Source organism: Roseiarcus sp. (genome assembly GCF_052145395.1).
Classification (GTDB): Bacteria; Pseudomonadota; Alphaproteobacteria; order Rhizobiales; family Beijerinckiaceae; genus Roseiarcus.
In genome coordinates this window covers 1-12,059 of record NZ_JBKQOT010000910.1, presented here as the reverse complement: position 1 = coordinate 12,059, position 12,059 = coordinate 1, and the positions used below count along the sequence as shown (strand labels likewise).

The 12,059-nt window shown below is 68.8% G+C and carries 11 protein-coding genes; 5 read left to right on the top strand and 6 right to left on the bottom strand.

Annotated elements, in window-relative coordinates; translation table 11 throughout:
* The 4 genes from ACLP25_RS31545 to ACLP25_RS31530 form a co-directional block, all read right to left on the bottom strand.
* A partial coding sequence (locus ACLP25_RS31545; RefSeq protein WP_442473028.1) for a glycoside hydrolase family 3 N-terminal domain-containing protein occupies positions 1 to 711 on the bottom strand: 711 nt, incomplete at its 3' end.
* 280 nt (positions 712 to 991) lie between these two features.
* Positions 992 to 2,482: an SPOR domain-containing protein gene (locus ACLP25_RS31540; RefSeq protein ID WP_442473027.1), complete on the bottom strand. Its 1,491-nt coding sequence runs from the start codon at positions 2,480 to 2,482 to the stop codon at positions 992 to 994.
* Positions 2,483 to 2,547: 65 nt separating this feature from the next.
* Entirely contained in the window at positions 2,548 to 4,323 is a 1,776-nt protein-coding gene (gene argS / locus ACLP25_RS31535) for an arginine--tRNA ligase (protein ID WP_442473026.1), read from the bottom strand.
* 153 nt (positions 4,324 to 4,476) lie between these two features.
* Positions 4,477 to 5,676 carry a deoxyguanosinetriphosphate triphosphohydrolase gene (locus tag ACLP25_RS31530; protein ID WP_442473025.1) on the bottom strand — a complete coding sequence of 400 codons (1,200 nt, stop codon included), beginning with the start codon at positions 5,674 to 5,676 and terminating at the stop codon, positions 4,477 to 4,479.
* 99 nt (positions 5,677 to 5,775) lie between these two features.
* Between ACLP25_RS31530 and ACLP25_RS31525 the strand changes: the two genes are divergently transcribed.
* The 3 genes from ACLP25_RS31525 to ACLP25_RS31515 all read left to right on the top strand — a co-directional run bounded on the left by ACLP25_RS31525 (position 5,776) and on the right by ACLP25_RS31515 (position 9,617).
* Entirely contained in the window at positions 5,776 to 6,117 is a 342-nt protein-coding gene (locus tag ACLP25_RS31525) for a HesB/IscA family protein (RefSeq protein WP_442473024.1), read from the top strand.
* Positions 6,118 to 6,268: 151 nt separating this feature from the next.
* Positions 6,269 to 6,619 carry a hypothetical protein gene (locus tag ACLP25_RS31520; protein WP_442473023.1) on the top strand — a complete coding sequence of 117 codons (351 nt, stop codon included), beginning with the start codon at positions 6,269 to 6,271 and terminating at the stop codon, positions 6,617 to 6,619.
* 7 nt (positions 6,620 to 6,626) lie between these two features.
* A complete protein-coding gene (locus ACLP25_RS31515; protein ID WP_442473022.1) occupies positions 6,627 to 9,617 on the top strand; it encodes an AAA family ATPase in 2,991 nt (996 codons plus the stop codon).
* A gap of 55 nt (positions 9,618 to 9,672) precedes the next feature.
* On the opposite strand, the gene ACLP25_RS31510 is transcribed toward ACLP25_RS31515, so the two are convergent.
* Both ACLP25_RS31510 and ACLP25_RS31505 read right to left on the bottom strand, forming a co-directional pair.
* On the bottom strand, positions 9,673 to 10,188 hold the full coding sequence (locus ACLP25_RS31510; RefSeq protein ID WP_442473021.1) for a DUF2852 domain-containing protein: 516 nt from the start codon (positions 10,186 to 10,188) through the stop codon (positions 9,673 to 9,675).
* Positions 10,189 to 10,285: 97 nt separating this feature from the next.
* Positions 10,286 to 10,939: a TetR/AcrR family transcriptional regulator gene (locus tag ACLP25_RS31505; RefSeq protein WP_442473020.1), complete on the bottom strand. Its 654-nt coding sequence runs from the start codon at positions 10,937 to 10,939 to the stop codon at positions 10,286 to 10,288.
* A gap of 340 nt (positions 10,940 to 11,279) precedes the next feature.
* On the opposite strand from ACLP25_RS31505, the gene ACLP25_RS31500 reads away from it, so the two are divergent.
* Positions 11,280 to 11,498: a hypothetical protein gene (locus tag ACLP25_RS31500; RefSeq protein WP_442473019.1), complete on the top strand. Its 219-nt coding sequence runs from the start codon at positions 11,280 to 11,282 to the stop codon at positions 11,496 to 11,498.
* Positions 11,499 to 11,512: 14 nt separating this feature from the next.
* Positions 11,513 to 12,059: gamma-glutamyltransferase (locus ACLP25_RS31495; protein WP_442473018.1), on the top strand; the 547-nt coding region annotated here is incomplete at its 3' end.

The window sequence follows — 12,059 nt, the reverse complement described above, 5'->3', positions numbered from 1 at the left end:
GCGCATGATCCCGTCCACGACCGCGGGCGAGGCGGTGGCCGGACGGTCGGGATCGATCGGCTGGAAGACCACATGGGCTGTCATCGCCATCGGCAGGTCGGCTAGCGCCCTGAACGGCGCGAAATCGCGTTCGAGCGCCTCGCGCGACGCATCGACCGCCGGCAATTGGTGATGGCTGTCGGCCCGCGCCCGGCCATGGCCGGGAATGTGCTTGATCACCGGCGCGACGCCGCCCGCGATGAGGCCCTCGGCGAAGGCCCGGCCGAGGGCGGCGACGCGCTCCGGGTCCTCGGACCAGGCGCGGGCGCCGATGACCGCATGGGTCCCCGGTTCGGCGACGTCGAGCACCGGCGCACAGTCGACGGTGACGCCGACTTCGTTGAGGTCATGGGCGATCAGGCGGCCGATCAGCCGGGCCGTGGCCGCGGCCAGATCGGGCTCGAGGGCGCCGATGGACCCGGCGGCCGGATAGGCGGGCCAGGCCGGGGGCGCCATCCGCTGAACGCGGCCGCCCTCCTGATCGACGAGCACGGGCGCGTCGGCGCGGCCGACGCAGTCGCGGAAGTCCCGTGTCAGCGCGCGAAGCTGGTCACGGTCGGCGACATTGCGCTTGAACAGGATGAGGCCCCACGGGTCGGCATCCCTCAGGAACCCCCGCTCGAAAGGACTCAGCGTGAGACCGGCGCAACCCGCAATGAAGGCGTTCGGCATCGAAGCTCCGTCAGGGCTGGAGGGCGTGCGGACCGGCGCCAAGGCCCTTAGCCAATGGAACGACTCGGTTGCTCACGCGCCCTTTGGACAGAACGCGCACTCCTCCCCCCTTGTGGTTGAGGAAACAGGAGGGGGCCCGCACCGTGCATTTCCGACCTGTTTCGGCGCGAACCCCTCTCGGGTCGCGAGAACTCCGATCAGTCAGACGCTGGCGCGACCCCCAACCCTGTCCCGCCCCCACAAGGGGGGTGGGGACGCCAATCGCACGGCATCAGGCGCCTCACTTCGCCACGAAGCAGTCGCCGCCGTCGCCCTTGATCCGGGCGCAGAGCGCTGCGGCGTCGGCCTTGGAAAGGCCGGTCGCGCGCACCCTGTAGATCGTTTCGCCGCTCTTGGAGGTCGCCTTGTGGACGCCGAGCGCTGATCCGCCGAGCGCGGACGCGTATTTCTGGTTGAGCTTCGACGCCACGCTATTGGCTTCGGACTCGGACCCGGGCGCGGCAAGCTGGACGGCCCAGCCGCCCGGCGACGTCGCGGCGGGCTCCGCGGCGGCCGGCGCTGCGGGCTCGGCGGCCGCCTCCTGGGTTTTGCCCCTTACCGGCTTCTCCGGTTTGGCGGGCGCCGGCCCGGCCGGCGCCTCCTCGGCCGCGGCGGGCGCCGTCGTGTCAGTCTTCGCGACCACGACGCGCGCCGAGGATTTCGGCGGGGACAGCTTCGTCGGCAGGTCGATCTTCGGCGTCGACGCCTGGGCGGCACCGGCCTCTGCGGTCGTCTTGGCGGGTTTGGCCGCAGGCTTCGGCGGCTCCGGCGCGGGCGAGGACTGCGGCGGCGGGCTCGCCTGCGCATCCGCAACCGAAGCCGGAATCGGCGTGCCATCGGGGCGCAGGGAGATTGTCCTGACCGGCTTCGGCTCCGGGAACGGCGAGGCGGCGGGCTGCGCCGGCTGCGGCGCGACGACGACCGGCGTGTCGACCGTCCCGCGCACCACCGGGGCGCCGGAGGCGTCAGTCGCCGCGGCCGGCGCCGGCGTCGGCGAGGCCGGAGGCTGCGCCGTCTGGGCGATCAGATCGACCGGCTGCTCCTCGTTGCTGACGACCTTGACCTTGTTGGGCTGCGTGTTGTCCTTGAGCAGGTTCGCGCCGGAATCGTTCGAAGTCGCAACGGTTTCGTCGCTCGGCGGCTGCACCTTGGTCGGCCCCTGCGCGGCGGCGATGAATGGCGGCGTCTTCGGCAGCCCCGGCAGAAGACCGCCGCCCCTGAGCGCGAAAACGGCGCCGATCATCGCGACGCCGGCCACGACGAGCGCCGAAACCGTCAAGAGCCAGCGTCGCGGCCGTCGCGGCGCCGGCGCAAGGGCCGCGCGGACCGGGTCAGGCTCGACCTCCGGCGCGGGCTCCTCCTCGAACGCATCGGCGGCCTCTGCGAAGCCCGGCTCGTGATCCTCCGCGTCGTCCAACGCGCCCCTCAGGGCGCCGTCCTCGAGTTCCTCGAACTCCGCAGGGGGAGTGGTCGCCGGAGGCGTGGGAGGCGCCGGCGGATGGAGCGGCGCCGGCGGATGGGGCGGCGGCGCAGTGACCGCGGGCGCAGGCGCCGCGACCGTCGGCCGGGCGACTGCCGCGCCGGCAGTTTTCGGCCGCGAGGCGTCAACCAGCCGGGCAAGCTCGGCCAGCGGATCCTCAACGCCGGCGGACGGCGTCCCTGCGGCGCGCAGCCGCCTCTCAAACTCCTCAAGGTCGATGTCGAAAACCGCTCGTGACCCGGAAACGCTCATATCGCCCTCGTCAATCGGGGACGCGACCCTCGCGCCTCATGCGCGACAACAGTTGTACGCATCCACTAACGCATTTCTTGGGGGGCGCTAACCCCCAAGATTGACAGCGCAGAGGCCAAAACAAGGCCGACTGCAGCCACTAAGCCCATTCGGGCATATGACAAGCTTTGATCGGTTTCCTTAACGAAACGCAAATCCCTCAGGTCCTTGCCGCGATTCCAGTGGGCATGGAAGCGGGTCGCCAGTTCGTGGGCATAAAAGGCGATGCGGTGCGGCTCATGCGCCTCGGCCGCCTGCAGCACCATGCGCGGGTACTGCGCCATGACGCGCATCAGGTCCCGTTCGCCCTCGTCTGTCAGCAGCGCGGCGTCGGCGCCGGCGAGCGCGGCAGGGGAAAGGTCGAGGTCGGGGAAGGCCGCATGGCCCTGGCGCAGCACGCTGCATGCCCGGGCGTGGGCGTACTGGACGTAGAAGACCGGATTGTCCTGGCTCTGCTCAATCACCTTGGCGAGGTCGAAATCGATCGGCGCGTCGTTCTTGCGCATCAGCATGATGAAGCGCACAGCGTCCGGCCCGACTTCGTCCACGACCTCACGAAGCGTCACGAAATCGCCGGACCGCTTGGACATTTTGACCTGCTCGCCGGCCCGCATCAAGCGCACGAGCTGGCACAGGCGCACCTCGAGTCTTGCCGTGTTGTCCGAGAGCGCCGCGACCGCCGCCTGCATGCGCCGGACGTAGCCGCCGTGGTCGGCGCCCCAGACGTCGACCAGCGTCAGATAGCCGCGGTCGATCTTGGTCTTGTGATAGGCGATGTCGCTGGCGAAATAGGTGTAGCTGCCGTCCGACTTGATCAGCGGGCGGTCGACGTCGTCCCCGAAACCCGTCGAGCGGAACAGGGTCTGCTCCCGGTCCTCCCAGTCGTCGGCCGGCGCGCCCTTCGGCGGCGGGAGGCGGCCTTCGTAGATCAGGCCCTTGGCGCGCAGCGTCTCGATCGCCTCCTTGACCCGATCCGGGCCGCCGTCGAGGCCGGTGAGCTCGCGCTCCGAGGCGAATACCTCGTGGGTGATGTTGAGCGCGGCGAGATCGTCGCGAATCAGCGCCATCATGGCGTCGATGGCGCGCTGGCGGACAAGCGGCAGCCATTCGGCTTCCGGCATGTCGCTGAGCCCCCGCCCGAACTCGGCCTTCAGCCCTTCCCCGACCGGCTTCAAATAGTCGCCGGGATAGAGGCCCTCGGGGATCGCGCCGATGTTCTCGCCGAGCGCCTCGCGGTAGCGCAGATACACCGAGCGCGCGAGCACGTTCACCTGGGCGCCGGCGTCGTTGATGTAATATTCCCGCGTCGCCTCCCGTCCGGCGAAGTCTAGAAGGCTCGACAGCGCGTCGCCGAACACGGCGCCGCGCGCGTGGCCGACATGCATCGGACCGGTCGGATTGGCGCTGACATATTCGACGTTGACCCGGCCGGCCACGCCCCTCTCGCCCGCGCCGAACGCCGCGCCCTCGTTGAGAACGGCCCGCAGGACCTTCTCGTAAACCTCCGGTTTCAAGACGATATTGATGAATCCGGGTCCGGCGACCTCCGCCTTGGCGACGTCTGGCTCGGCGGCAAGGTCGGCGGCGAGTCGCTCGGCGAGCGCGCGCGGATTGAGGCCCGAGGCCTTCGCCTCTTTCGCGTAAACCATCGCTGCATTGGTCGAGAGGTCGCCGTGGGCGGCGTCCCGCGGCGGCTCGACGACGAAGCGGCCCAGGTCGAGGCCTTGCGGAAGCTCGTCCGCGCCGATGCGCTTCGCAATCAGCGCTACGACTCGCGCCTGGAAATCGGCAAAAACATTCATTCCTGCTACCGTTATGTCGATCGGACCTAGTGGCCGCGCGAGCCGACCTGTTGTAGCCGCGCTTGGCTTGAGCGCGGCGGACGCGGCGTCAGCGACCGCGTCTACAGGGGCCGAAGCGCCCGACGCTCCGCTCTGAAAGCCAGCAGCGCGCGTCTAGCGCAAGTCGGTCGGGCCGTCAAAAAGCCGGGCGTGCTCGTGGACGGCGAAGCGATCGGTCATTCCGGCGATGTAGTCGGCGACCGCCCGCGCCCGGTCGCCCGCGCCGGCCATGGCCGCCCAGTCGGGCGGCATCGCGGTCGGATCGGTCATATAGGCGCAGAACAGCCGGCGCACGATGGCGTCGGCCTTTTCCCGCACCGCCTGCACCTGGGGATGGCGATACATGTGGGCGAAGAGGAACGCCTTGAGCTCCCGGTCGGCGGCCTCGAACGGCGCGGAATGTCCGACGAGCGCCCTGCCCGCCGTCCAGACGGCCTCCGGGCTCGCGACGCCGGCCTCGGCGATCCGCCGCCGGCTTTCGCCCATCGCATCCTCGATGAACCGGGTGATCACGCGGCGGGTCAACTCGTGAATGAGGCGCGGCGCCTCCAGCCCGGGATGGCGGTCCTCGATCTCGGCGACGACGCCGGCGACAAACGGAACCGCGCGAATGTCGGCCAGGGTGAAGAGGCCGGCCCGGAGGCCGTCGTCGATGTCATGGGCGTCGTAGGCGATGTCGTCGGCGAGCGCCGCAGCCTGCGCCTCCAGACTGGCGTGGAGGGCGAGGTCGAGCGGCTGGCGCCGGTCGCAGTCCAGAATCGCCTCCGGGACGCCGCGCGCGCGATAGCGCGCCGTGGGCCGCCCCGCGGCGTCGATGAGCGGGCCGTTGTGCTTGGCGAGCCCGGCGAGCGTCGTCTGCGTCAGGTTGAGGCCGTCGAACTCGGCGTAGCGGCGCTCGATCGCGGTGACAATGCGGAGCGCGTGGCTGTTGTGGTCGAAGCCGCCATGGCCGGCCATGCAGGCGTCGAGCGCCTTCTCGCCGGTGTGGCCGAACGGCGTGTGGCCAAGGTCGTGGCCGAGCGCGACCGTCTCGGCGAGGTCGTCGTCGAGGTGAAGCGCGCGGGCGAGCGCCCGGGCGATCTGCGCCACCTCGATCGTGTGGGTGAGCCGGGTGCGGAAATGGTCGCCCTCGTGATGGACGAACACCTGGGTCTTGTGGGCGAGGCGGCGGAAGGCGGTCGAATGGACGATGCGGTCGCGGTCGCGCTGGAATTCGGTGCGGGTCGGCGACGACGGCTCGGCGACGAGGCGTCGCGCGCCCGCCGGATCGGCGGCATACGGCGCGCGAGGGCTTCCCCCGACGGAATTGGCCATCGAACTCCCCGGCGTTGCGCTTTCCGCTGCGCTGCATATCTTAACTGGAAGAAGTCTTGAAGGCGCCCCATGTCGCGGGGCCGCGCCGGAGGGTCATGCATGAGCGAAGCCGCTGTTTCCGACGCCGTCACCATCAGCGCCAGCGCCGCCAAGAGGCTGAACGCGATCCTCAAGGGCGAAGAGGGCGCGGCGCTGCGCATCTCGGTCAAGGGCGGCGGCTGCTCGGGCTTCCAGTATACTTACGATGTCGACCGGACCCGCGCCGACGACGATTTCGTCGCGGTCCGCGACGGGGCCAAGGTGGTGATCGACCCTGTCTCGCTCGAAATGATGAAGGGCTCGGAGGTCGATTTCGTCGACGACCTGATGGGCCATTCGTTCCGGATCAAGAACCCGAACGCCGTCGCCTCGTGCGGCTGCGGGGTGAGCTTTTCTGTCTAGCCGCTTCCCGCGGAACCGAGCCGTTACGCCCGCAGTCGGCAACGTACGCAATTCCGGCGAAGCCGTCGCAAAGGCTGGCGGCCGTCCGTTCGACGCTATGGACATCGTGCTGTCGTAAGACCATCATCCCAGCCCGTTTGAGGATGCTGGGATGGACGTCGGGAGCTGGCTCAGAGCGCTGGGCCTCGGGCAATACGAGGCCGCCTTCCGCGACAACGATATCGACAATGCGGTGCTGCCGAAGCTGACGCTCGACGATCTCAAGGATCTCGGCGTCGCCGCCGTCGGCCATCGGCGCAAGCTGATGTCCGCGATCGAGGCGCTGAACGCCCCGTCCGCCGCACCGGCCAGCGCCGACGCCGCGGAGCGGCGCCAGCTCACCGTGATGTTCTGCGACCTCGTTGGCTCGACCGCACTGTCGGCGCGGCTCGATCCCGAGGACATGCGCCAGGTCATCCACGCCTATCAGGACGCCTGCTCGGGCGTGGCTGGCTCGCTATGAGGGGTTCGTGGCAAAATTCTTCGGCGACGGGATTCTGGCGACCTTCGGCTTTCCCCGCGCGCACGAGGACGACGCTGCGCGCGCGGTCCATGCGGCCCTGGACATCGCCGAAGCGGTGGGACGACTGCAGACCCGCGCCCTCGAAAAGCTCGCCGTACGAATCGGGATCGCGACCGGCCTCGTCGTCGCCGGCGACATCGTCGGCCAAGGCGCCGCGCAGGAGCAGGTGATCGTCGGCGACACGCCCAATCTCGCCGCGCGGCTGCAGGGCCTCGCCGACCCGGGCGGCGTTGTCCTGTCTTCGGCGACCCGGCGGCTGATCGGCGACCGGTTCCGCCTGAAGGATCTGGGCCGACACGCGATCAAGGGCCTCGCCGAGCCGGTCGAGGCCTATGCCGCCCTCTGCGTGTCTGAGAGCGAGAGCCGATTCGACGCCGCGCAATCGGCGCGCCTCACGGGCTTCGTCGGGCGGGAGGCCGAGAGCGCCGAACTGATCGCGCGCCAGCGCCGCGCCTGGGCCGGCGAAGGCCAGACCGTGCTGATCTCGGGCGAAGCGGGCATCGGCAAGTCGCGCCTGTCCGCCTGGCTCGCCGAGCAAGTCGCGGACACGGCTCACGCGCGGCTTCGCTACCAGTGCTCGCCCTATCATCGCGACAGCGCGCTTCATCCCTTCGCGCTGCAATTCGAGCGGGCGGCGGGGATCGCCGCGCAGGAGCCGCCTGAAGTCAAGCTCGACAAGCTGGAAAGGGCGCTCGGCCTCGCGTCCGAGCGTCGGAACGAGAACGTCCCGCTGATCGCATCGATGCTCTCGATTCCGCTCGGCAAACGCTATCCCGTGCTGACCCTGTCGCCCGCGCAGCAGCGCCGCCTCACCTTTTCGGCGCTCCTCGACCAGATGACCGGTCTGGCTAAGCGGAAGCCGCTGTTGATCCTGTTCGAGGACGCGCATTGGGCCGACGCCACATCGCTCGAAGTGCTCGACCTGATGATCGAACGGGTTCGACGGCTGCCGATTTTGTTGCTGATCACTTTCCGTCCCGAGTTCGATGCGCCCTGGTCGGGCACGCCCGACATTGCGACGGTCAAGCTCGGCCGGCTCGATCGCGTTCAGGCGGAGACGCTGGTCGAGCGCGTCACCGGCGGACGAAAGCTCCCCGCGGAAGTGCTTGCCCAGATCGTCGCCAAGACGGACGGAGTGCCGCTGTTTGTCGAGGAGCTGACCAAGAACGTGCTGGAATCCGGCCTCCTCGTCGAGGGGCCGGACGGCTATCGCCTGGACGGGCCGCTGCCGCCGCTGGCGATTCCCTCGACGCTACAAGATTCGTTGATGGCCCGCCTCGACCGCCTCGCCGCTGTGAAGGAGATCGCGCAGATCGGCGCCGCGATTGGACGCGAATTCGCCTACGCCCTGCTGGGCGCCGTCGTCGGCCGCGACGAGCCGGCGCTGCGCGCCGCGCTCACCCAACTGGAGGACTCGGAGCTGGTGTTCCGCCAGGGCGCGCCGCCTGACGCGCGCTATGCGTTCAAACACGCCCTGGTGCAGGACACCGCCTACGGAAGCCTACTCAAGAGCCGGCGGCAGATCCTGCACCAAAAGATCGCCGAAACGTTGCGCGAGCAATTTTTCGACATCGTCGAGGCTGAGCCCGAAATTCTCGCCCATCACTTCACCCAGGCGGGCCTGACCGCGCCCGCGATCGAATATTGGGGCAAGGCGGGCGACCTCGCGCTTCGGCGTTCGGCCTACAAGGAGGCGATCGCGCATCTCGGCAAGGCGATCGAGATGGTGGAGGCGCTTGAGGGCTCGGGGGAAGCGGACCGAACAGGCGCCAAGCTGAAGCTGCAGGTCGCCTACGGCAACGCTATGATCGCCGCGCACGGGCATGGGGCGCCTGAAACCATCGCCGCTTTCAAGCGCGCGCACGAGCTCGGCGCAGACGCCGCCGACGTCGACGCACGCTTGTCGTCCAACTACGGGCTCTGGGCGGGAAGCTACGTGCATGGCGACCTGCCGGGCATGCTCGGGCCGGCTGAGGCTTTCCTTCAGGACGTCGAGTCATCGCCCGGCTCGCCCGAGGCGGGTGTGGCGCATCGCGCCTATGGCGTGACGCAATGGTTCACCGGGAACTACGTCGAGGCACGCGCGCATTTCGAAAAGGCGGTGACGCTTTTCGATCCGGAGCGGGATCGGGATCTCGCCTTCCGCTTCGGCCAGGACGTCGGCGTTTCCGCAACCATCTATCTGGCGATGGCGCTCTGGCCGCTCGGCGAGGTCGATCGCGCCCGGCAGATCGCCGGGGCGACGGCGGCCAGAATCGTGAAACTGAACCATCTCGCGACCTCGACCTATGGCCTGATGCATTGCGCGATGTTCGAGATCGTCGCCCGGAATGTCGATCGCGCGGCCCCTCTCGCCAAGGCGGTGTCCAGCGTCGCGCGTGAGCATGGGATCGCCCTGTGGATCGCTTTCGGCGCCTTCCTCGAAGCCTGGGTGGACTTGGGCTCCAACGCCCCCGAAATCGGTCTTTCAAATATGCGGCGGGCTGCCGACTTGCTTCGACAGGGCGACGTCGGGGCCTTTCAGCCGCTCGTCCGGGCGGCTCTAGCGGAAGCGGAGGCGCGGAACGGCGAGGCGGCAGCCGCGCTGGCTACGCTCGACCGTTCGCTGAAGGACTTCGAAGGGAGCGGACAGCGCTGGTTCGACGCGGAGCTCCACCGCATGCGCGGCGAAATCCTTTTCGGGCAGGATTCCACCGATCCGGCCGTCGAGGAGGCGTTCCTTGCCGCCATCGCCGTCGCGCGCCATCAGAGGACTCGCAGCTTCGAACTCCGCGCCGCGCTCGCTCTGGCAATATTCCATCGCGCGAGGGGATGCGGCGCGGACGCCCGCGCCGTGCTCGGCCCGGCGCTCGATGGCTTTTCGACAACGCCGGAGTTTCCGGAAATCGCGGACGCCTTAAAGGTGCTGGCGACCCTCGGCGTCGGCGCAAGTCTTTGACGCGGAATGGACGCGGCGGCCGCGTCCATCGATCCGCAACGTCGGCTCGCAAGCCTCAGCGCGGTTCAGCCGGCGGCGTCTCGGCTTGCGTATCCGGCCCGGAGGGGCGCTGGCGCCGCTCGGCCATGAACTGATCGAACTCGGCGCGGTCCTTGGCGAAGCGCAGGCGCGCCAGGAAATCCTTGAACTCGCGCTGCTCGTCTTCGAGGCGCTTCAGCGTCTCCTCGCGATAATCGTCAAAGGCGCGGTTGCCGCTCGAAGTCGGGCCGAACCAGTCGCGGCTGCTCCTGACACGCTCCATTCTGGCGCGGATGCGTTCCATTTTTTCCTGCATGCGGGCCATCTTGCGCTCCCAGTGGTCCCTGGCGTGCTCCCGGTCGAACATCGGTCCATCCCATGCATAGGCCGGGTGACGCCAGCAGCCGAACCGGCCTCGCGCGATCAGGAAGGCGAGAATGAGGAGTCCCAGCGGCCACCACCACAGAAACCCCAAAACTGTCAGAACGATTGGCATGGCGCGTCCTCGCGTGTAAATGTAATGAACATTTACTTCATCGGCCGCCGTTGTCAAGCCCCAGCTCTCCGATCCTGGTCGCGACGAGCGCCGGGCGCGAGGCCGAACTTCATTTTCCAGGACTCGACCAGGGCCCGCGCGGCATTCGGGGCCCTCAGGGCCACGCCTCGGTCACTCCGAGCCCTCGCAAATAGACCAGCATGTCCGCTTCCAGGAGCTCCGCCGGCGACATCGGCATCGCGCGCTGCGCGCCATCGCCGCGCCCAAAAAGCGAGGCGACGCCGTGCGCCATCGCCCAGATGTGCAGCGCGACCATCAAGGCCGGCGGGCGGCCGGAGGCGGGCATTGCGGCGCAGACCTTTTCGGCGGCGCCGCGCAAGACCGCGAAAGCCCTATCACTGGCTTCCCGCAGCGAGGGATTGGCGCCGACGGGAACGCCGCCTTCGAACATCGCCGAGTAGAGCGCCGGCTGGGCCCGAGCGAATTCGAGATAGGCCTTGCCGAGACGGTCCAACGCGCTGAATGCATCGGGTTTTCCGCCGTTCCAGGCGCGCGCCAGCACGGCCTCGAACTGCTCGAAGCCGCGGAGCGCCACACTCGCCATAAGTTCGTCGCGGTCGCGGAAGTGGCGATAGGGCGCCCCCGGGCTGACGCCGGCAAAGCGCGCGGCCTCCGCGAAAGTGAATCCCGCGATTCCCTTCCTTGCGATCAGTTCCAGCGCCGCGCCGATCAGCGCCTCGCGCAAATTTCCGTGATGATAGCCGCGCGGCGCATCGCGCTCGCCGGGTCCGTCCTTGCTCCAGCTCATGTAAAGAGGGCTTACATCACAACGGCCGGGGTGTCGACGCCGTCGGACCTGCGCCCGATGAGCGACGCGGTCGGTGTCGCGATCTGACGCCGGATCGCCAGCCAAGTGGCTTGCCAGAGTTTCCGGAAATCGCGGACGCGTTGGAGCTGTTGGCGACCGATGGGGCCGTTTCAGTCTTTCGTAAGAGAGCCGTCAAACGACCGGTCCCTGCAGGTTCAATGATCTATTCGGCCGCCGCCGGCGCGATTGACGACAGCGTCAAGATGGGAAATGCTGCGGCCATTCGTCGCAACCCCGGGGCGCGAACCGGGGCTCGCCGCGCCAAGCGAGGGGAAGGGCCATGTTCAATCTCGGCGTTCCGGTCAGCTCCGAAGGCGGCCACGTCAGTTTCCAGAATAACGTTCCCGATCCCCTCGCCTCCGGCAAGGAGCTGCCAACCTTCAAGTTCGAGCTTGAGAAGTCGGAGGGCCGTGTGGTCGACGCGCTTGCGACCAATTTTGGCCAAAACCCATCGATCTTCGAAAAGTTCCCGCGCCGCGACGTGTTCATCACCCGATAGGCGGAAGGTCGCCCATGCGTCCCTTCAACGCCGAGCGCGCCCCGGTCTTCGCCAGGACCGGGATGGCCTGTTCCAGCACGCCGCTCGCCGCGATGGCGGGTCGGGACATTCTCAAGGCGGGCGGCAATGCGGTCGACGCGGCGCTCGCCATGGCGGCGATGGTCAACGTCGCCGAGCCGATGATGAACGGGCTCGGCGGCGACTGCATGATCCTCGCCTACTGGGACGGCGCGGTCTACGGCCCCAACGGCAGCGGGCGCTCGGGCTCGCGGCTCAGCGTGGACGCCCTGAAAGCCAGCGGCTTCCTCGCGATGCCGCAGGCGGGGGCGGCGACGGTCACGGTCCCTGGCGCGCTCGACGGCTATCTCACGCTGCACGCGCGGTTCGGCTCGATGGACCTCGTCGACATCGTCGAACCCGCCGCGGCTTATGCTGAGGAGGGGTTTGCGGTCGGCGCCAAGATCGCGCAGGCCTGGGGCTGGGGCGCCTCGAAGCTCGAGCGCTTCTCCGCCGACCCGACCCCGTTCCTCCCCGACGGCAGAGCGCCGGGCACGGGACAGA

Excerpts from the sequence above, each read along its gene's own strand:
- ACLP25_RS31540 (WP_442473027.1), bottom strand. The coding sequence starts at position 2,482 with ATGAGCGTTTCCGGGTCACGAGCGGTTTTCGACATCGACCTTGAGGAG.
- argS (WP_442473026.1), bottom strand. The coding sequence starts at position 4,323 with ATGAATGTTTTTGCCGATTTCCAGGCGCGAGTCGTAGCGCTGATTGCG.
- ACLP25_RS31530 (WP_442473025.1), bottom strand. The coding sequence starts at position 5,676 with ATGGCCAATTCCGTCGGGGGAAGCCCTCGCGCGCCGTATGCCGCCGAT.
- ACLP25_RS31525 (WP_442473024.1), top strand. The coding sequence starts at position 5,776 with ATGAGCGAAGCCGCTGTTTCCGACGCCGTCACCATCAGCGCCAGCGCC.
- ACLP25_RS31520 (WP_442473023.1), top strand. The coding sequence starts at position 6,269 with ATGGACGTCGGGAGCTGGCTCAGAGCGCTGGGCCTCGGGCAATACGAG.
- ACLP25_RS31505 (WP_442473020.1), bottom strand. The coding sequence starts at position 10,939 with ATGAGCTGGAGCAAGGACGGACCCGGCGAGCGCGATGCGCCGCGCGGC.
- ACLP25_RS31500 (WP_442473019.1), top strand. The coding sequence starts at position 11,280 with ATGTTCAATCTCGGCGTTCCGGTCAGCTCCGAAGGCGGCCACGTCAGT.